The organism is Chryseobacterium sp. (genome assembly GCF_022869225.1).
In the GTDB taxonomy this organism is placed as follows: Bacteria; Bacteroidota; Bacteroidia; order Flavobacteriales; family Weeksellaceae; genus Chryseobacterium.
The window spans coordinates 1,172,911-1,192,184 of record NZ_JALIHL010000001.1; the positions used below are offsets into that span (position 1 = coordinate 1,172,911).

A 19,274-nucleotide genomic window follows, 5' to 3' on the forward strand; every position below is an offset into this window, starting at 1 on the left:
TATAAAACATTCCCTAAACGCTAAAATTAATAGACCAAAAAAGACCGGATATCTCCGGTCTTTATATTATTTTCTGGTTCGTTTCGGCTTTTTCGCTTCTTCCTTAGCTCTTTCCTTTTCTACAGCTTCCTGAGCCTTATCATAGAGCTCATTATCGCCCACATATTGTATTTCTTCGTAATTGGGACTGTCTACAAGAATATCCTGCCATTTCCTGATCCGGTCTTTTGTATTCCAGTTAAAATCAGCAAATTTTCTTTTCGCCGGTTCTATCATACTCATCGGATAAGTATCTGAGGTGGCACCAATACTGCATGAAATAATTTGCAGGGCTCTTTCCTCAAACAAGGCACCAATAATACCACATGCAGAAAGGGTTATTCCTATTCTTTCAGGCTTTTTAGTCTCCTGGTTGGTATCATCCACATAGGCAATGGACTGAGCATTTCCTACCACTCTTGCTTCCTTGATATCATTGTTCTCATAATAGACGGTCATGAATTTTCCTTTTACCTGGTTAAATTCATCTTTTAAGTTCAAAGAATCCACTTTGCTGATCGCAAAGGCATTTCCAATGACTTTCAGCGAGTCTATATTTTCATTTTTTGTATTAAAGTAAGCTTCTACCTTATCACCGGTCACCTGTTTTTCTCCACTCCACAGAATAGGGTTTGTATACATATGCATGATACCGTCTGTTTCATTGAAGGCAATAGAGTCTGCTCTACCCTGAGCATTTGACTTGTAAATACGGGCTTTTTTATAGGCTCTTAAGAAACTTTTCTTGACTTTGATATCCAGAGAATCCGGTCTTTGATAGGAAAGGATCTTTTCAGCTGCAAAATAGACAGAATCCTTTTCCATTGCCTTTACCGCATAAGGATTTTTGGTCATCATGGCAGAGTCTTTCTTTTCAAAAATCTCACCATACCCTCCTTTTATGTATCTCTTCTCCTTAGGGTCATCAAGCGTTACATTTCCGGTGGCTGTACCAAAACCTGTGATCTGATTGAAATACATATCGTCACCGGTCAGGATTTTATCATTGTAAAAGATCTTGGAATTCTTATTCAGGAACGCTTCTTTTGTTTCCATTCTATAGGTTCCCCTTTCCGTATATATCCTATTTTTAGGATTAGCCCTGTTGGTAATAGTGGTCGGCCCAAAAAATTCGGCAACTTTAGTATTCTGATTCTGCTTGATATTAACTCCTTCAATGATATATTGGGGATTATCTATTTTCACATTTCCCACAAAATCGATCATTTTGGTATTCAGGAAATAGGTTGCAGATTTGGTATACATTACATTCTGGCCATCAGAAATAGTTCCTCCCGTATTAAAGTAAGCCTGATTGGCAAGCCTGTCATAATAGAGGATATCTGTTTTTATAGTTTGTTTAGGATCGGTAAGAACAACATTTTTCCGGGCAACCCCCTTCTGGGTGTTCCCGTCATATTCCATTTCTCCGGCAGTAATTACAGAGCCGTCTGCATTTTGAAGTTTTGTATTGCCTATTGCTTTTACAAAGTTCTCTTCACTGTACAATACCACTTCATCTGCAGTAAGGATGGATCCTTGATGTTCAATCTGAACATTTCCTGTAAAGTATTGGTTACCCTGATATTTTTCAGGGTCTTTGATGATTTTATCCGCATGGATGATCTTTATTTTATCTTCCGGTCTGAGTGGCTGTGTTTTTGCAGGTAAAGGAGCCTGCAAATAAGGATCTCTCTTCACAGGGGTCTTATCCTGCGCCCAACCCAGCGTAGAAATAAAGATGAACAGAAAAAGGATTATTCTCATTAATTAGTCATTCTTAGTGCCATAAAAATACAGCGAATGAGAATCAATTTTTACGCCAAATGCTTCTTCAATTGCTTCTTTGATTCCCTGAATTCTCGGATCGCAGAACTCAATGATTTCTTCGATTTCTTTATCAGAGTCTTTTTTGTAAATCACAAGATGGTCATGCTGTTTGTCAAAATAAGACTTCTCGTAAGATGAAGAGGTCAATGTCTTTTCTCCAAACTGATGCTTTCTGATAAGGCCCGCATCAAGGAAAATTTCAATCGTGTTGTAAATCGTTGCTTTGGAAACGTGATATTTCTTCTGCATCATCAGAAGATACAGATCATCAACATTAAAATGATGATCCATATTATAAATTTCTTCCAATATCGTATATCTTTCAGGAGTGTTTCTGAACCCTTTTTCTAATAAGTAGTTTCTTAAAACATCCTTGATCAAAGCTATATTTTTGTCTTTTTGTACTGTATCCATTAAAAAAATTATCTACAAATTTATTGATTTTTATTTAAATAGACAGTATGCCCGGCAGTGCCGGTCATCAAGAATTGTGACGGAAGTAGCCTGACTGTTCAATTTTGTTGTCATAAACAGTAAGTTCTGTAATGGGTGCAGATTCTACTTCAACGTTGTGCGAGGATACTCCCCAGGCCTTAAAGTCATCACTTCCGATATACTTCACGAAGTTGTAAATATTAAGGGTAATCTTCTGTTTAACAGTTAAAAGGATATCGTTGATATACGTATTATCTATAATAACATATTTAAGATCCGGTGGTATATCATGGGCTCTTAAAGACGGATGGCTGCTTCTTGAAGGAATGGTACCGTCAGCCATTAAATCCTTTAACACCATATTGAAGTAATCATTGATTCTTCGGTCTACTTTGAATCCTAAAAGGAAATTCACCTTGTATACTGTTCCCGGAAGAATTTCATCTACCGTATATTTGAAAGTATACGGATCTTCCTGGTTGACAATGCTCAGAATGAAATAGTGATCTGCTCTCTTCGGCTGCTTTTTAATGATAGAATAGATAATTTTTGATTCTACTTCATCATTTCTTTTAGCTCTGCTTAAGTAAGCAAGATTGGTAGCATATTTTGGAATGGTTTCATCCAGTTTCATGTCTTTAAGGATAGACACGTATTTTTCTATTTTTACAAACTGGATAAACCTTGTTTTGATAAGTCTTCCGTTATACCATGCATACATAGAGATTCCAATAGAACCAGCCAATACCACTGTGATCCATCCTCCTTCCATGAATTTGATAATATTGGCACTGAAAAATCCTAATTCAATGGCCATATACACCATAGCAAAAAGTAGAATGAGTACTTTGCTCACTCTGTGTTTTAAAAGCCAGAAGACCAACAGGACGGTTGTCATCAACATGGTGACTGTAATGGAAAGTCCGTAAGCCGCTTCCATTTTTCCTGATTCTCTAAAGTGGAGAACGACAATGATACATAAAATCAGAAGGCCCCAGTTGATTCTGGGAATATACATTTGCCCTTTAACTCCGGAAGGATAATCAATTTTTTGATTAGGCCATAAGTTAAGAGACATTGCTTCGGAGAAAATGGTAAATGAACCGGTAATCAAAGCCTGACTGGCAATAATTGCGGCTGCAGTTGCTAAAATTACTCCTGGAATAATCATCCACTCTTCCATAATCCCAAAGAATGGGTTGACTACAGAGAATCCAGGTTTTCCATGATTGGTTAAAAGCCAGGCTCCCTGTCCAAGATAGTTTAAAATAAGCATAATCTTAACGAACCCCCAGCTTACTCTTATATTTTTTGCACCGCAGTGTCCCAAATCCGAGTAAAGAGCTTCCGCCCCGGTTGTACAAAGGAAAACAGCTCCAAGAATAACAATAGCACTGGGAGAGTTTACAATAAGCTTATAGGCATAATAAGGGTTGAATGATCTTAAAATTTCAAAATTTTCGCTCAGATGCATTACCCCCAAACCTCCTAACACTAAAAACCAAACCACCATGACAGGACCAAAAAATTTACCGATAAAACTAGTCCCAAATTGCTGCACCACAAAAATTACAATTAAAATTCCGATCGTAATAGGAACAATGGGGGTATGAGGGTTATAGATCTCAAGACCTTCGATTGCTGACATCACGGTAAGCGACGGCGTGATCACTCCATCTGCAATAAGTGCTGCTGCCCCTATAATAGCAATAAGATACAGCCATCCTTTTTTAAGATTCCGGACCAATGAAAACAAGGCTAAAATTCCTCCTTCTCCTTTGTTATCTGCCCTCAAAGCAATGATCACATATTTTATAGTGGTCTGAAGAGTAAGCGTCCAAATAATACAAGAAAGGGCTCCTTCTATATATTCATTGAAAGGCATATTGCTGCCTCCTGCTCTTGCATTTACAATCGCTTTCATTACGTAAAGCGGTGATGTCCCGATATCTCCGAAAACAATTCCTAGAGAGACTAAAACTCCAATAAAAGAAAGTTTTTTGATGTCAAAATGATAACCATCTTCTGTAACGTCTGCCATGTCAGCTTATTTATTTTTAAACGCGCAAATTTATACTAATTTTATGACCCTAAGAATTTTTCTTCATGAATATAATAAATGAAAAAACTTCCTTTCGGAAGTTTTTCTCTATTATTATTTAACGTACATCGCTTTTTTAATTTCCTCTTTTACTTTTTCAAGTTTAGGAAACCACTCTGCAAATAATGCTGCAGAATAAGGTGCTGGTGCATCAGGAGTCGTAATTCTCTTGATAGGGGCATCCAAATAATCAAATGCTTTTTGCTGTACCATATAAGTAATTTCAGAAGATATAGAAGCAAATGGCCAAGCTTCTTCTAAAATCACCAATCTGTTTGTTTTCTTCACTGATTCTAAAATAGTATCAAAATCCAGAGGACGAACTGTTCTAAGGTCGATAACTTCTACAGAGATTCCTTCTTTAGCCATATCTTCAGCAGCCTGTAAAGCTAGCTTCATGATTTTACCGAAAGAAACCAGAGTAACGTCTGTACCTTGTCTCTTGATATCTGCTTTTCCTAGTGGCAAGTAGTATTCTTCTTCAGGAATTTCCATTTTATCTCCATACATCTGCTCAGATTCCATAAAAATAACCGGATCATTATCCTGAATTGCAGTTTTCAACAACCCTTTCGCATCGTAAGGATTTGAAGGAACCACTACTTTAAGGCCGGGAATGTTTGCAAACCAGTTTTCAAAAGCTTGAGAATGGGTAGCTCCTAATTGACCTGCAGAAGCTGTAGGACCACGGAAAACGATTGGACAGTTCCACTGTCCACCACTCATCTGACGGATTTTTGCAGCATTATTGATAATCTGATCAATTCCTACCAATGAGAAATTGAATGTCATATACTCTACAATTGGTCTGTTACCATTCATCGCAGCACCAACAGCAATTCCTGTAAAACCAAGCTCTGCAATTGGGGTATCGATTACTCTTTTAGGACCAAACTCATCCAACATTCCTTTTGAAGCTTTGTATGCACCATTGTATTCTGCAACTTCTTCCCCCATTAAAAAGATGGATTCGTCTTTACGCATTTCCTCGCTCATTGCCTGTGCAATTACCTCACGAAAAGTATATTCTGCCATATTTATTCGAAAAATTTAGACTACAAAAATAGTGTTTTTTTTATTATACACATAATAAAAAAGGCATCTCATTTGAGTGGAAATCTTTATTATTCATTTTATTGAAAACGGCTTTTCCTCCTGCCAGCTTAGTTCTTTGCCGTTTTCTCTAAGGTCCTGAAGAAATTCCCATACATTCTCTTATAAACAAAAAATGACATCTCATTTCTGAAATGTCATTTAGAATTCTATTTAAACTTAAATTAATTCATTTTCTCCCAAACCTGGGTTCTTCCTAATAAAGATAATCCTAAGTAACCTCTTACATTCAGCTTATCTCCGCTTCTTGTAATGGTACATTTATAAGTTTTACCTGTTTTAGGATCAGTGATGCTTCCACCTGTAAATTCATCCCCGTCTTTTTTTAATCCTCTGATGATTTCCAGCCCTAAAATCGGTTTTCCTTTTCGGTCATCCTTACAGGCAGTACAGTTAGGATCAGCAGGTTTTATAAGCAATTGGGAAACTTTCCCATAATATTTTCCATCTGATTTCTTAAATACTTCCACAATAGATTTAGCCTGTTTTGTTTCATCATCTATTGTTTTCCACTTGCCTTCAATCTGTGCAAAAGAAAGCACACTGAATAGAGAAAGCACGAATGTTAATACTAATTTTTTCATATTTTTTATAGTTTTAATTCTTATACGATAGTCTTTTCTACCTATTGATAAAAATATAAATTAATTCTCAACAAACAAAAACTTTTGTTATACAAAGCATAAAGTGGCAAAAGTAAGGCCAAATTGTGAAAAGGCTGCTTTCCCAATGGGCTTATCCTCTTTTACTCTTTTGCAATGTTCCCTTTTGCTTTAATCAAGTTTCCTATGAATCACTTTGTTCATGTAATCCTGATACCAGGCTTTTGCCGTTTGTTTTCCTTTTTGCACTTCCGGAGTTGTAAGGGTATTGATCAGGTTATTTTCAAGTCCTAAATCATTTTTATCATACACGCCGATAATTTCCTTCCCATCAAAACGATAGATATAATTGCCGATAATAAACTGTTCCGAAGTTCCATCTGAATTAACCACAATAGAAGGATAATTTTTCTCACTCACCAAGCTTTTCCCCCAGCTTCTGATCGGCTTATGGTAGCCTATCAGGTCTGCCAAAGTAGGATAAATATCAATCTGCTGGGCCGTTTCCGGATTTTCTCCTTTCAGTTGGTATTCCGGATTGGGAGAATAAAAAATCAACGGAACAGCAAAACGGTTCATTGCTTTTTCATATTCAGGATAATAAATCTGGTTGGTATGATCTCCGGTGAAAACAAAAATAGTATTATTGAACCAAGGCTGTTTTTTAGCGGTTTCGAAATATTTCCTGATTGCATAGTCTGTATACTGCATCGGCTCATGCATTTCTATTTTTCCTTTTTTAAATTTCCCCTGATACTTTTCAGGAATTTTAAAAGGATGATGAGATGAAGCGGTAAACACTGTCGCCATAAAAGGCTGTGTCTTTCCTACATTTTTGGCAAAATACTGCAGAAACGGCTCGTCCCATATAGCCCACATTCCGTCAAAATCTTCATCGTGATTGTATTCTGTCTTTCCGAAATAATGTTTGAATCCTAATATATTGCCAAACCCAAGGAAACCCATAGAGCCGTTGGGGGCTCCGTGATAGAAAGAAGTATCATACCCCAATTCATTGCATACTGAAACGATAGACTGAATTTTCTGATTGGAATACGGTGATCCTGTAAAAGCATCCGTTAAGCTCGGAATCCCGGCCAATACACTGCTCATCCCATGGATAGACTGTCTTCCATTCGCGAATGCATTCGGAAAAATAAGACTCTGGGCCGCCAAACTATCCATAAACGGAGTGTAGGAAACGTAATCTTTGATATTTTTATCTTTATTAAAGGCTCCGGAATATTCACGACCGAAAGATTCTACAATAAAAATAACAATATTGGGGCGGTTTTGAACGTTCCGGTCATAGACTTTATAAGGCTGTACATTTTCCTGGATATATTGATCATTTACAAAATGAACTTCTTTAAAGCTGTTGGTTCCCAACGTTCTGAAAAAAGAAAAAGTACTGTTAAGAACCACATTCCCTTGCAGCGGATTGGTGACAAAACGGTTGGCATCTACCATATTGATCGGTCTTGTACTGTGTTTGAAATCACCGCGGATTCCTCCAACTACCAAAATGGCCGTAATACACAGAACCACGATTGAAGAAACAAAATAGGGTATTAATTTCACCGGTCTTTGCTCTTCAACCTTCACTTTTTTATACAGGAAAATCCATACTGCCATCAAAACAACATACCCTATCAACACAAAAGGATGCTGTCCCACAGAAATCATAAATGTTTTGGAAAGGTTAGACTCATGTTCTGCTACCTGCAATGCTGCAGAGGTAAGTCTGGACTGCGAAAATTTATAATAAATAAAGTCACCGAAATTCATTGCATAGGCAATCCCGTTCGTTACAAAATAAATCCAGAAAAGAATTTTTTGAAAGACTCTTTTCGTATTGATCACCAAAGGAATGAGACTGAGCAGTATAAACAGCGAATTAACATATAAAATCGCAGTGGTATCAAAAGCAGTCCCATGATAAGCAAGCTTCAGATAATCTGAAACCGAATCAATTTTAATCAGGTCTTTATTGAAATACCAGAATAAAAGTCTTGCTATCTGATAAAAAAAATAGGCTAAGAAAATCCTGTAAATCAATACCAGAACTTCCTGCGTTCTTAATTCTTTAAAAAATTTCATGGGGCAAATTTACATCAAAATCACTTTATTGTATTTTTTAGTGCACATTATTTTAAGCTAGAATTTTTAAAAACTGTAATTTTGTACTTATGGATTTTATAAAGAATAATCTTGCCAATGCTTTAACGCTGGCTAATTTATTTGCAGGCTGTATAGGTGCAATACATCTTATTTTAGGAGATTATCAGACAACGGCGATCTGCCTTATTTTCTCTGCTGTCTTTGATTTTTTTGACGGATTTGTAGCAAGAGCCCTAAAGTCAAACTCGAATCTCGGCCTTCAGCTCGATTCTCTGGCAGACATGGTAAGTTTTGGAGTGATTCCCGGGCTGACCATGTATAAAGCACTTGAGCCATTCGGAGCAGAATTGCTTGGAATCCATTTCCCATTTGAAATCAAGTATATAGGATTGGTGGTTACTGTTTTCTCCTGTCTAAGGCTGGCTATCTTTAATCTGGATGAGGAACAGAGATATTATTTTAAAGGATTGAACACGCCTACCAATACGGTATTGCTGTTTGGCCTCTATTATGCCTTCAGGGAAACAGGGGCTTTCAGTTTTCTATTTGAAAACGAATTGTTATTGGTCATCCTCACCCTCTTTACCTCATGGCTGCTGATCAGCCCGATAAAAATGATGGCGATGAAGTTTAAATCCAAACAATTGAAAGACAATTACCCTAAAATAGTTTTATTGGTGGGCGGTATTGCTATTCTTGCTTTATTTCAAACAGTAGGAATCCCGATGCTGGTCATCTATTATATCCTGGTGTCACTTGTTTTTCAAAAACAGCTTAAATAACAGAATAAGAAATTGATTATGATCTTCTTTTCAAATTAACCCATTTTCAAATTATTAATCAACAACATGAATTTAAAACTCCATAAACCTCTTTGTATTTTTGACCTGGAAACAACAGGAACGAATATCGGAAAGGATAAGATCGTTGAAATCTGTATCTTAAAAGTAAATCCTGATGCTTCCAGAGAAAGCAAAACCTGGCGTGTAAACCCGGAGATATCGATCCCGAAAGAATGCAGTGAAATTCACGGCATATATGATGAGGATGTAAAAGATGCCCCTGTATTCAGTGAAATCGCTCCTAAAATAATGGAAATGATTTCCGGAAGTGATCTGGGAGGTTTCAATTCTAATAGATTTGACGTTCCACTTTTGGCAGAAGAGCTTTTAAGGGTGGGGGTAGATTTTGATCTCAGCAAATTCAGACTGGTGGATGCACAGACTATTTTCCATAAAAAAGAGCCTAGAAACCTGGGAGCCGCTTACCAGTTTTATTGTGGTAAAACATTGGAAAATGCCCACTCTGCTGAGGCTGATGTAATGGCTACGTTCGAAGTTCTGGACGCACAGGTGGGAAAATATGATGACATTCCAAACGAAATTGCTCCGCTAAGCGAGTTCACGTTCCATAATAAAAATGCAGATCTTGCCGGATTTATCGGCTACAATGACAAGATGGAAGAAGTTTTCAATTTCGGAAAATATAAAGGCCAGGGGGTAAAAGCCGTATTCCAAAAAGATCTCGGATATTTCGGATGGCTTCAGAATGCCGATTTCCCACTGTATACCAAGAAAGTTTTCACCAAGATTCAATTATCAAGTAAATTTTAAAAATGTCTGATCTGGTTCGTTTTAAATTTTATGAAACTGCCCTTGAAGCCAACAGGGACAAACAGATACTGGCAGAAAATGGGATCAACAGCTTCATTGCCAATGAACAGCTCATTCAATCCGACTGGCTGCTGTCACAGGCGGTAGGCGGAATCCAGCTTCAGGTTTTTGAAGATGACATTGAAAAGGCAAAACAGATTCTCACAGATTATAAGGAAAATGAAGCATTTTCTTTAGAGGTAGAACATACCATCAGTGATCCCGAATTTGATTTTGTATGCCCGAAATGCGGATCGAATCATATTTACAGGGATGACAGCGCCACCAGCTTCTTTGGAATTTCTTTTCTGACGAGCCATAAATTCAAATGTTATTATTGCGGGAATGAATTTACCCATTAACCTGTTAGGAATTAATAGTCTTTAGCCCATCTAAAAGATTGCTTCGTTCCTCGCAATGACGAAGTCAAAAAAATAAAATAAAAAGAGTTATGAAAATCATCTGCATTGGAAGAAACTACAGCGAACACGCAAAAGAATTAGGAAATGAAATTCCGGAGAACCCAGTTATCTTTATGAAACCTGATACTGCAGTGTTAAAAGGAAATGATTTTTACATCCCTGAATTTTCAAATGATATCCACTACGAACTGGAGGTGGTATTAAAAATTTCAAAAGGCGGAAAATACATTCAGAAAGAATCTGCTCATAAGCATTACGAAGAAATAGGATTAGGAATAGACTTTACCGCCAGAGATCTTCAGTCTGAACTGAAATCCAAAGGGCTTCCGTGGGAGCTTGCCAAAGGTTTTGACGGCTCTGCGGTAGTGGGAAATTTCTTTAAAAAAGAGAACTATACCCTTGAGAATCTCCAGTTTTCATTACGGCAGAATAAAGAGACGGTACAGGATGGCAATACAAAGGATATGATATTCGGTTTTGATGATATTATCGCATTTGCGTCACAATATTTCACATTAAGAGTAGGCGACCTTATTTTTACCGGAACTCCGAAGGGGGTCGGAAAAGTAAGTGAAAATGACGTGCTGGAAGCGTATCTTGAGGAAGAAAAAGTACTTGACATTCGAATATTATAAGTAATTTAACATCAACTCTGGTAATTTTTTTATATCTTTAGGTAACAAAATGAAGGTTATGATAAATATTGTATTACCCGTAGATTTTGGGGACAAAACAGACCAGTTGGTAGAAGGTGCCATAAAATTTGCAAAACAACTTAATGGTAGAATTTATCTGATTCACGTAGCTCCATCAGATATTGGCTTCGCGATCGGGGATATGGGATTTCAATATTTTCCGGAAGTGGAAGCGAATGAGATCAGAGAGGAGCTCGTTCAGCTTAATAAACTGGAACAGAGGATTATCGCCCATGATATTGATTGTGAGCACCTGTTAAAGCAAGGACTTGCCAAAGATATTATCCTGGAACATGCCAAGGAAAAAAATGCGGATTATATCGTTATGGGATCACACGGAAGAAGCGGAATTTATGATGTATTTGTCGGAAGTCTTACCAAAGGGCTGACAAAAAACTCTCCTGTTCCCGTTTTGGTACTTCCCATCCATGACTGAGAAAAATAAATTTTAATCGTTAGTAATAAAAAAACCGATCAAATAAATTATTTGATCGGTTTTTTACTATATAACCAATTAATTAACCTTCTTTTTTGTAGATATTCGGATCGTAGTAAGGGTGCTTCCCTTCCGTTGGAGAATAATAGTCTTTATCTTTATCGCCTCCAAGTTTAGCTACCAGTACATAGCACCAATATGTAAACAATGCACAACAAACGATAAACAGGATCCAGTTTAAAACATTTCCGAAAGCATCAAAGAACCCGAAAGTCCATTTGAAAACTTTACTTAAGAATAGAAAGAAAGACGTCATTATTTTCCTTTTTTAAATTAACTTTGTACAAATTTATAAAAAATGTTTAAATTACTTTCAAAAGAAAGCAATATTTTTTCAATTCCTGTTTATATTGGTTTTCTTCTTTTAGTAGTAATAATATTTAACATATTGAATTTCAATACTTACGAAGCGATTATTGCCGGAATTACTTTTCTGGGAATTGCTTTGGGATATTTTTGTTTTCACAGTGTAGCCCTTAATTATCAGACCCATCTTCCGTTATTTTTATATACAATTTTTATTTTTGGGCTGTATCCCGGAAATTTAGATATCGGAATTGCGGTTTCCCTGCTTACCAATTCTTTTCTTATTCTTCTTTTGACAAGTGCAGATGAAGACATCAGAAAAAAATCATATGTACTGGTAGGGGCCATTGTCGCATTGAACTTTATTTTTCTTCCCACCACCTGGCCGATGGCTGTTTTTGTCATCATCCACGTGGTCGCCACTTCAGCAAAAATAGGATTGAATCTTTTCAGGTTTCTTTTAGGAATAGTTCTGATCGCTTTCAGTTATTTCTCAATCATGTATTTTGTACAGTTCACTACCTGGAATATTGATTATTTTCCTTTTGGAAAGATGAAACCGGTAACGGACTATACTGGGCTGTTACCGCTGGTTCCAGTTGTCCTGATGCTGATTTACGCGGTATATGACCATTTTAAAAATTACAATAAGAAAAGCCCGATCAGCAGATATAAATATACGTTTCTATTGGTCTTTTCCGTTGCCCAGCTTATAACCATCATTCTGTATATGAATAAAAACTATGAATATCTGCTCTTACTGGCATTTCCTTCAAGTATTATTCTGAGCAGGATGATGAGATTTTTGCCCAGATATTGGATGCAGGAAGCCGCATTATGGCTTATTATTATTAGTTTACTTGGCTTTAAAGCAGGTACAGTTTTTGACTTATTTTAAAAAATTATGATTCAGATAGACGATAAATTGATTTCCGAGGATATTTTTTCCGAAGAATTTGTTTGCAACCTTACCAAGTGTAAAGGTGCATGTTGTGTAGAAGGGGATGTAGGAGCTCCATTGGATAAAGACGAGCTTGAAATTTTGGACAGTATTTTTGATAAGATAAAGCCTTACCTTACCCAGGAAGGCATCAAAGCCCTTGAAGAACAGGGAACATGGACTACTGACCCACACGACGGAATGTATGTTACTCCAATGGTGGAGAACCGCGAATGTGCTTATGTTACTTTCGATGAAAAAGGAATTACCAAATGTGGTATTGAAAAGGCGTATGAAGACGGTGCTGTAGACTGGCAGAAACCTATCTCCTGCCACCTTTACCCTATCAGGATTACAGAATACTCTACTTTTACCGCTTTAAACTATCATGAGTGGAATGTATGCAGTGATGCCTGTACACTGGGCAAAGAGCTTCAGGTTCCTGTCTATAAATTCCTGAAAACTCCACTGACCAGAAAATACGGTGAAGAATTCTATACCGTTCTAAGCGAAGCTGCTGATGAATGGAAGAAAGAATTCGGGTCATAGATTTTACTTCAGGGACCAATATTAAAAAAAGCCGGAAATATCCGGCTTTTTCTATGAAAGGTCTATTTAAAATCGGCATCCGTCACTCCGGAATTGATTACTATTTTAGTGGTTTTAATATTCACTTTCTGCCCGCCTCCTTCAGCATCTACTTCGGATGGGAACTGCAATCCATCTACCGTCATATAACTTTTAACGGTTACATTTCCTTCTCCTGCCATTGTCTTGTATAAAAGACCCGTAGCCGCATCAAAGTAGAATTTTCCTTTATCTGAAGAAAGTACATTATAATCTTTTCCGTCCAGCTTTTCTACTGTTGCACTCTTAAAGTTGGCAGCATCAAAAGCCAAAGCATCTACCGGCTTCCCTTTTTTCAAATCGGCAAGTTTATCTGCAGGAATTTCGGTTTTCTTCCCCATTTGATCAAAATATCCTTTCTCACCGTCAAACAGCTGAACCATCTGCTGCCCCATTAAGGACTGTACAGATTTGAATTTGTTTCCCAGCTTCTTGGTCGTCATTGTAATTTCCATTCCCTGTACGCTAAGCGTATTATCTGTAACGGTAGATTTTACAGCTTCCAATTTATCTTTTCCACCTAATGCTTTAAAGTAATTATCCACTACTTCTTTAGGAGTCAGTTTAGAGGGTACGGCTTCTGTTGTTTTAACAGTAGCAGCTTCTTTCTTCTGCGCTGCTGCAGGGACGGAAAAAAGCACTGCACAGAAAAAAGGGATGATCATCTTTTTCATATATGTAATAATAAGTTTAGAGGGTAAATATATGAATAATGACCGAAATATACAGAGGAGGATCATTAAATAAAAAAAACCGTCAAAATGACGGTTTTAAAATATTTATATCAGTGTATAATTATTTTTTAAGCTCTTCTAAAAATTCGTCGTGAGAAATTTTAGTTTCTTTTTTGCTTGCTTTTTCAAGAATTACATCTTTCAATTTAGCCATAGCTACTTCAGAAGAGATCTGTTTTACCTGCTCCTGATCTTTTAACATTTCAACAGCATATTTTTGGATCTCCTCATCCCCTAAGTGGTGGATTCCGTAGATTGCCAGCTGATTTTTTACCAACTGCTCAGCTTGTGCCAATACATCAGCATAATCCAACTGGATTTCGTTATCATTCATCAGTTTACCTTCGATGATCTGGTATCTCAACTGATTTTTTTCAGCTTCAAGGATTTCTTTAGCTTGCTCTTCAGACTGGATATTCTGGTTAGAGAACAATAACCACTTCACAAGGAATGATTCAGGAAGTTTTACTTCTTCTTTTTCAGTTACCTGTTCTAATACTTTATTCACAAAGTGAACATCAGCATTCTGTTGGAAATACTCGTCTAATTCAGTTTTTACTTTTTCTTTAAGCTCTTCTTCAGACTTGATTGTTCCTTCTCCGTATACTTTGTTGAATAACTCCTCGTTAAGCTCAGCTAAGTTTAATGAATAGAAGTCTTTTACTTTTACTTCTAATTCATCATGGTGCAGGTGCTCTACTTCTTCTTTGCTGAATCCTAATTCTTTAGCTAATTCTTCATCGCCGGCAAGCGTTTCTTTAGAAACTTTTACAGACTCATCCATTTTCAAAGCTTTTACTAATTTGAAAGCTTCTTTGTTGTCAGCTGTAATAGTAACGTTCTTTGGGTGGTGGTGGTGCTCTCCTTCTGCATATTCTTCTACAACCTGAGAAACTTCTAAAGCGATATAAGAATCTTTAGTGATTTTATCTTGAGGAACCTGCTCAGCGAAACGCTTCTGCATGTTTTCAATGCTCTTGTTGATTTCTTTTTCAGAAGCTTCTACTTTGTAGTGAGGAGCTTCATATTTAGCTAAATCTATCGTGAATTCAGGCTCATATCCTACTTCAAAAGCAACCTCGATCTGATCAGCGTTGTAATTCAATTCATTTACTGGCTGAGGAACTGGCTGACCAACTAATCTTAATTTATTTTCATTAACATAGTTGTTCAAAGCATCAGAAACCTGTCTGTTGATTTCTTCAAATGCAATACCTGCTTCATATTGTTTTTTAACCATACTCAAAGGCACTTTCCCTTTTCTGAATCCAGGAACTTGCGCATTTTTAGCATAATTAATCAACTGCTTCTCTACTTTTTCTTTGTAGTCAGATTTTTCCAATGTTACTGTAAGCAATGCACTTACGTCATCATGGTTTTGTGCGGTAACCTTCATTATTGATTAAAATTTTAGGTTGCAAAAATATGAATTTTTTATGAAAATCACCCATTTAAAGTCAACTTATAACGCCAAATATTGTTAAATAAAAAACCACCGGGAATTCCGGTGGCTTAAACAAGATTAATTATTCCTAATTACTCAGGTTATATTTGGCTTCCGCATCAGTCTCTCCTCCTACTACGCTTCCCCAGGCTGTTCCTGATTTAGCATCATTTACACTTTGAGGGGAGTGAATAAGGGTTAATTTTAAGAATGGTGCTGTTCCGTCCACCGCTTTTACAACAGTCCATTTTGTTCTTAATCCTACTCTTTTTCCGTCACTTCTCAGATCTCCTCCATCCACTCTTTCTACCGTAATATTAGATTTTGGAAAGTCGAAAATTAAAAAGTGTTCGTTTTTAGCATCAATAATTTCCTGGGTGGCATCTTCGTTACCGTTTCTGAATTTAGCCTGAACGGTGTAGCTCTTCCCATCTTTAAGAGGAATGGTAGGTGTTCCCCCAGCTCCAATACTGTAGTCATACGAAATTGTATTGGTGCTTCCCTCTTCAGTTACCAAAAGAATAATATTGGTAAGCTCTTCCTGAGGAAGGTCATCTTCTTCTGCAGATCCGTTTCTCTGACAAGAAGTAACGACAGTAACGGTAATAAATAAAGCAGCTAATAATTTGATAATATTTTTAGTATTGAATAGTTTGTTCATTTTTAAGAATTTTAAAATTGTAAAAATTTTGATTGAATAGTATTGAAATCTTTAGAATCTGTATCTAAAGTTTAAAATAAAGTTTCTTCCTGCCTCATCTGCAAAGAATCTCAAACGGTTCAGATACTCTCTGTAGGAGGTATTGAAAAGATTGTTCACGATAAGTCCTGCCGAAAGATTTTTGCTGATATTGATTCCGGTTTGGATATTCCAAAGTGAATATCCGTTGGGCGGAGTACTGAAATCGATCATTTTATCCACCAATTCGCCATTTACATAAAGCTCCAACGGGGCATTTCGAATCGGGAATCTGGCTTGTTTTAAAAAGGTTTGATTTTCAAGAGTCAGATAGAAGTTATTCCATTTCTCTTTTTTGAATTGCAATGCATTGGAAAAATTCGGCGGCATCATTAAAATCAACGGTTCATTGTGGGTATCATCCTGCCCGTATACATAGCTTCCTTTCCCAACATACGCCAGATCATCCGTAAGCTTCCAATTGATATCCAGGTCTACTCCGTACATTTTCGCATCAATCTGTTCATATACCCACTCCGGAAATACACCTCTGATGGTACCCTTGATCCCTACAGGAACTTCATTAATGAAATTTTTAGTGATGAAAAAATAGGGATTTACAGAAACGTTCAGTCCCTGCAGAACACTGAACTTTGAGTCGATATTTAAATTAAACTGATGTCCCTGTTCATTTTTCAATCCCATGTCTCCGGTTTCGATCACTCCTGCAGAATGATGTAATCCATCTGAAAACAGTTCAGCAACATTCGGAGATCTTCCCACTTTAGCATAATTAAATTTCAAATCAAAATTAGCATTGGGACGGTATTCCAAGCCTGCATTGAAGGAAACATTATTATAATTAAGCTGCGGACGGGTCAAAACCCTGTTCTGATCAGTCTTCACATAAAACTGCGGATACGTGTCCGCATATAATTTGTCCCAGTCACTTTTGTCATACCATTTGGTAACATCGTAACGGGTAAAATCATATCTCAATCCTGCTTCAAAATTAAATTCATGAGAGATTTTATATTTGAACACCGAATAAGCCCCCGCAGAATACTTGTCGTAATTCGGGATCAGACGTCTTGCTTTTGTTGCAGGATCTGAATAGTTGTTCTGAAAACCGGCATCAATTCCCGTTTCCAAAGACCATTTTTCCCTTTCTAACAAATCATTAATATTAAACTGATGGGTCATCAGTTCCAGATCCAGAGAGGGTGTATCATTTAACTCTCCTCTTCTGATATCATATTCCTGTCTGTGGTTGTACTGGTAGCTATATGTTGCAGATAGTTTCCCGATATTTTCAAACCTTTTGAAAGCTGAAACTTTTGCAATATGATGCTCAATAACCTGTCTTGGGTTATCAATATCATAACTGAATTTACCTGAATAAATAGGGGGATTTGCATTCATTGCCCTGTCGTAATCTTCCGATGTGGCCACATGGGAGTCTCTTAAAATCCCTATGTTCTGATTGGTCAGATAATAATCAAAGGAAATTCCTCTTTCATAGGTATTATTCTGGACTGTAAAATTGAAGGAAGAAAAATCCATTCCCGTATTTTTCAGATTATAGTCGGGAGCGCTCTGATCGCCCAGCTTTTTGATACTTCCGCCAGATTTTACAGCCCATCCGTTTTTCCAGACTTTGGCAACATCTACGTCCAAGCCGAGACCTCTTCCGTTAGAAATTCCGGAAAGCCCTACCGAGCCTTTAATCGTATCTTTTTTAGGGAAAATTTCAGGTTCCATGACCACGACTCCTCCTATGGCATCGCTTCCATACTTCAAAGCAGATGCTCCTTTAATCACATCGATATGCTGAAAATTATTGATATCAACATTCGGAGCGTGTTCTACGCCCCATTCCTGCTCTGCAAGACGCACACCATTGTTCATAATGCTGATCCTGCTCCCATAAAGCCCATGGATTACGGGTTTTGAAATATTATTTCCGGTTTTCAATGCGGTCACTCCTGAAATTTTAGATAATAAATTCCCCAGATTGTCTGTAGAATTTTTCTCTATATCATATTTACTAAGCGTTTTGACAACCAGCGAACCGTTATTTTTGTGGTTTCCATGTATGGTAACGGTTTCAATATCTTTGATATGATGTTCCAGGGTAAGGACCAACTGAACATCCTGATCAATTCCTATATTTTCAGTATAATCATTACAATCAGGATGGCTGGCAATGAGTGTATACTTCCCTGCAGGGATTTTAGCAAAAGAAAATCGTCCTTTCTTATCTGTTTTGGCTGTAAAGTTTCCGATTTTAATCACAGCATTTTCCAGCATCGTCCTATCGTGAAAATCCTGAACAGTTCCCTGTACAGTATACGTTTTTTGTGCGCTTGTAAATACTGATCCACAAAAGATCAGCAATAGGCAATATATCAATTTCATTATAAATAGATTGATTGCGTACCCTTTATCCGGGTACATTTTTTCGTTAAAATTTGTTGGATGGGCCGGTTTGATTGTACTATATAAAGTGTGTTAATGGTAAGAAGTTAGAAGTCAGTAATTGAGGCATTTTTATCAGTATAACTGCCAATCACAAACTGCCGGCTGTTTTCCAACAACATTAAACGTTGAACTTTAAAGTACAAAACTTTAAACCCAGTAAGAATCTATTGATTATGAAATAGCGGGAGGCCCCCGAAGCTGAAATGTGAATTTGGTCTGTGACCAGATTTTCTCCTGAACAGCGATGATCTGCTTTACTTCGTGCGTATAATGACCGAAGGTAAAACTGAATTCTTCAGGAGCCAATGTATGTCCGGTAGCCAAAAAGTGGCAGGCCAGACAGTCGCCAGCTTTCTCTTTAGCAACTGCTTTCGTCACGGTATTCTCTGTCTTTTTAAGATTAAAAGACTTAAAATAATCCACAGAATCATGGTGGTGAAAGCTTTGAGAAAGCAGTGCGAGGAAGTACACTCCAAACAATAGCTTGGAGATAAAACTCTTCAAAATTCTGCTTTCTTTAAAAATCATTCTTCAAAATTATGAAAATAATTTAATTG

19 protein-coding genes are annotated in these 19,274 nt (G+C 37.1%); 7 read left to right on the forward strand and 12 right to left on the reverse strand.

Annotation, left to right across the window (positions count from 1 at the left end; genetic code table 11):
• Positions 1 to 66 precede the first annotated feature (66 nt).
• The 6 genes from MUW56_RS05530 to MUW56_RS05555 form a co-directional block, all read right to left on the reverse strand.
• Positions 67 to 1,806, reverse strand: coding sequence for an OstA-like protein (locus MUW56_RS05530; RefSeq protein WP_292012252.1), 1,740 nt, complete (start codon positions 1,804 to 1,806; stop codon positions 67 to 69).
• Between the two features lie 3 nt (positions 1,807 to 1,809).
• Complete coding sequence (locus MUW56_RS05535; RefSeq protein WP_292012253.1) at positions 1,810 to 2,283, reverse strand: Fur family transcriptional regulator; 474 nt, start codon at positions 2,281 to 2,283, stop codon at positions 1,810 to 1,812.
• A 67-nt stretch (positions 2,284 to 2,350) separates the two neighbouring features.
• Complete coding sequence (locus MUW56_RS05540; protein WP_292012254.1) at positions 2,351 to 4,345, reverse strand: KUP/HAK/KT family potassium transporter; 1,995 nt, start codon at positions 4,343 to 4,345, stop codon at positions 2,351 to 2,353.
• Between the two features lie 114 nt (positions 4,346 to 4,459).
• Positions 4,460 to 5,440 (reverse strand): pyruvate dehydrogenase complex E1 component subunit beta, encoded by a 981-nt coding sequence (locus MUW56_RS05545; RefSeq protein ID WP_089689880.1) that lies wholly within the window; start codon positions 5,438 to 5,440, stop codon positions 4,460 to 4,462.
• 242 nt (positions 5,441 to 5,682) lie between these two features.
• The gene (locus MUW56_RS05550; RefSeq protein WP_292012255.1) at positions 5,683 to 6,102 is read right to left on the reverse strand and encodes a DUF2147 domain-containing protein; all 420 of its coding nucleotides are present in this window, start codon (positions 6,100 to 6,102) and stop codon (positions 5,683 to 5,685) included.
• A 189-nt stretch (positions 6,103 to 6,291) separates the two neighbouring features.
• A complete protein-coding gene (locus MUW56_RS05555) occupies positions 6,292 to 8,220 on the reverse strand; it encodes an LTA synthase family protein (protein WP_292012256.1) in 1,929 nt (642 codons plus the stop codon).
• 89 nt (positions 8,221 to 8,309) lie between these two features.
• On the opposite strand from MUW56_RS05555, the gene MUW56_RS05560 reads away from it, so the two are divergent.
• From MUW56_RS05560 to MUW56_RS05580, 5 genes are all read left to right on the forward strand, one after another.
• Positions 8,310 to 9,023, forward strand: coding sequence for a CDP-alcohol phosphatidyltransferase family protein (locus MUW56_RS05560; protein ID WP_292012257.1), 714 nt, complete (start codon positions 8,310 to 8,312; stop codon positions 9,021 to 9,023).
• A gap of 66 nt (positions 9,024 to 9,089) precedes the next feature.
• A complete protein-coding gene (locus MUW56_RS05565; RefSeq protein ID WP_292012258.1) occupies positions 9,090 to 9,854 on the forward strand; it encodes a 3'-5' exonuclease in 765 nt (254 codons plus the stop codon).
• A gap of 2 nt (positions 9,855 to 9,856) precedes the next feature.
• Entirely contained in the window at positions 9,857 to 10,255 is a 399-nt protein-coding gene (locus tag MUW56_RS05570) for a DUF2007 domain-containing protein (protein WP_292012259.1), read from the forward strand.
• Positions 10,256 to 10,344: 89 nt separating this feature from the next.
• Positions 10,345 to 10,950 (forward strand): fumarylacetoacetate hydrolase family protein, encoded by a 606-nt coding sequence (locus MUW56_RS05575; protein WP_292012260.1) that lies wholly within the window; start codon positions 10,345 to 10,347, stop codon positions 10,948 to 10,950.
• 58 nt (positions 10,951 to 11,008) lie between these two features.
• On the forward strand, positions 11,009 to 11,446 hold the full coding sequence (locus MUW56_RS05580; RefSeq protein ID WP_292012261.1) for a universal stress protein: 438 nt from the start codon (positions 11,009 to 11,011) through the stop codon (positions 11,444 to 11,446).
• A gap of 82 nt (positions 11,447 to 11,528) precedes the next feature.
• Here MUW56_RS05580 and MUW56_RS05585 read toward each other — a convergent pair whose 3' ends face one another.
• On the reverse strand, positions 11,529 to 11,762 hold the full coding sequence (locus MUW56_RS05585; RefSeq protein ID WP_292012262.1) for a hypothetical protein: 234 nt from the start codon (positions 11,760 to 11,762) through the stop codon (positions 11,529 to 11,531).
• Between the two features lie 42 nt (positions 11,763 to 11,804).
• Here MUW56_RS05585 and MUW56_RS05590 point away from each other — a divergent pair, with 42 nt between their 5' ends.
• Both MUW56_RS05590 and MUW56_RS05595 read left to right on the forward strand, forming a co-directional pair.
• On the forward strand, positions 11,805 to 12,710 hold the full coding sequence (locus MUW56_RS05590) for a DUF6427 family protein (RefSeq protein WP_292012263.1): 906 nt from the start codon (positions 11,805 to 11,807) through the stop codon (positions 12,708 to 12,710).
• A 6-nt stretch (positions 12,711 to 12,716) separates the two neighbouring features.
• The gene (locus MUW56_RS05595; RefSeq protein ID WP_292012264.1) at positions 12,717 to 13,301 is read left to right on the forward strand and encodes a DUF3109 family protein; all 585 of its coding nucleotides are present in this window, start codon (positions 12,717 to 12,719) and stop codon (positions 13,299 to 13,301) included.
• Between the two features lie 62 nt (positions 13,302 to 13,363).
• Here MUW56_RS05595 and MUW56_RS05600 read toward each other — a convergent pair whose 3' ends face one another.
• From MUW56_RS05600 to MUW56_RS05620, 5 genes are all read right to left on the reverse strand, one after another.
• Entirely contained in the window at positions 13,364 to 14,053 is a 690-nt protein-coding gene (locus MUW56_RS05600) for a hypothetical protein (RefSeq protein WP_292012265.1), read from the reverse strand.
• A gap of 121 nt (positions 14,054 to 14,174) precedes the next feature.
• Positions 14,175 to 15,509 (reverse strand): trigger factor, encoded by a 1,335-nt coding sequence (locus tag MUW56_RS05605; protein ID WP_292012266.1) that lies wholly within the window; start codon positions 15,507 to 15,509, stop codon positions 14,175 to 14,177.
• Positions 15,510 to 15,645: 136 nt separating this feature from the next.
• A complete protein-coding gene (locus MUW56_RS05610) occupies positions 15,646 to 16,218 on the reverse strand; it encodes a hypothetical protein (protein WP_292012267.1) in 573 nt (190 codons plus the stop codon).
• Positions 16,219 to 16,269: 51 nt separating this feature from the next.
• Positions 16,270 to 18,654 carry a TonB-dependent receptor gene (locus tag MUW56_RS05615; protein ID WP_292012268.1) on the reverse strand — a complete coding sequence of 795 codons (2,385 nt, stop codon included), beginning with the start codon at positions 18,652 to 18,654 and terminating at the stop codon, positions 16,270 to 16,272.
• Between the two features lie 234 nt (positions 18,655 to 18,888).
• On the reverse strand, positions 18,889 to 19,245 hold the full coding sequence (locus MUW56_RS05620; protein ID WP_292012269.1) for a hypothetical protein: 357 nt from the start codon (positions 19,243 to 19,245) through the stop codon (positions 18,889 to 18,891).
• Positions 19,246 to 19,274 lie beyond the last annotated feature (29 nt).

Coding starts and splice junctions, on each gene's coding strand:
- MUW56_RS05595 (WP_292012264.1), top strand. CDS start 12,717: ATGATTCAGATAGACGATAAATTGATTTCCGAGGATATTTTTTCCGAA.
- MUW56_RS05560 (WP_292012257.1), top strand. CDS start 8,310: ATGGATTTTATAAAGAATAATCTTGCCAATGCTTTAACGCTGGCTAAT.
- MUW56_RS05575 (WP_292012260.1), top strand. CDS start 10,345: ATGAAAATCATCTGCATTGGAAGAAACTACAGCGAACACGCAAAAGAA.
- MUW56_RS05580 (WP_292012261.1), top strand. CDS start 11,009: ATGATAAATATTGTATTACCCGTAGATTTTGGGGACAAAACAGACCAG.
- MUW56_RS05555 (WP_292012256.1), bottom strand. CDS start 8,220: ATGAAATTTTTTAAAGAATTAAGAACGCAGGAAGTTCTGGTATTGATT.
- MUW56_RS05610 (WP_292012267.1), bottom strand. CDS start 16,218: ATGAACAAACTATTCAATACTAAAAATATTATCAAATTATTAGCTGCT.
- MUW56_RS05615 (WP_292012268.1), bottom strand. CDS start 18,654: ATGAAATTGATATATTGCCTATTGCTGATCTTTTGTGGATCAGTATTT.
- MUW56_RS05530 (WP_292012252.1), bottom strand. CDS start 1,806: ATGAGAATAATCCTTTTTCTGTTCATCTTTATTTCTACGCTGGGTTGG.
- MUW56_RS05585 (WP_292012262.1), bottom strand. CDS start 11,762: ATGACGTCTTTCTTTCTATTCTTAAGTAAAGTTTTCAAATGGACTTTC.
- MUW56_RS05600 (WP_292012265.1), bottom strand. CDS start 14,053: ATGAAAAAGATGATCATCCCTTTTTTCTGTGCAGTGCTTTTTTCCGTC.
- MUW56_RS05550 (WP_292012255.1), bottom strand. CDS start 6,102: ATGAAAAAATTAGTATTAACATTCGTGCTTTCTCTATTCAGTGTGCTT.
- MUW56_RS05540 (WP_292012254.1), bottom strand. CDS start 4,345: ATGGCAGACGTTACAGAAGATGGTTATCATTTTGACATCAAAAAACTT.
- MUW56_RS05545 (WP_089689880.1), bottom strand. CDS start 5,440: ATGGCAGAATATACTTTTCGTGAGGTAATTGCACAGGCAATGAGCGAG.
- MUW56_RS05590 (WP_292012263.1), top strand. CDS start 11,805: ATGTTTAAATTACTTTCAAAAGAAAGCAATATTTTTTCAATTCCTGTT.
- MUW56_RS05570 (WP_292012259.1), top strand. CDS start 9,857: ATGTCTGATCTGGTTCGTTTTAAATTTTATGAAACTGCCCTTGAAGCC.
- MUW56_RS05620 (WP_292012269.1), bottom strand. CDS start 19,245: ATGATTTTTAAAGAAAGCAGAATTTTGAAGAGTTTTATCTCCAAGCTA.
- MUW56_RS05565 (WP_292012258.1), top strand. CDS start 9,090: ATGAATTTAAAACTCCATAAACCTCTTTGTATTTTTGACCTGGAAACA.
- MUW56_RS05535 (WP_292012253.1), bottom strand. CDS start 2,283: ATGGATACAGTACAAAAAGACAAAAATATAGCTTTGATCAAGGATGTT.
- MUW56_RS05605 (WP_292012266.1), bottom strand. CDS start 15,509: ATGAAGGTTACCGCACAAAACCATGATGACGTAAGTGCATTGCTTACA.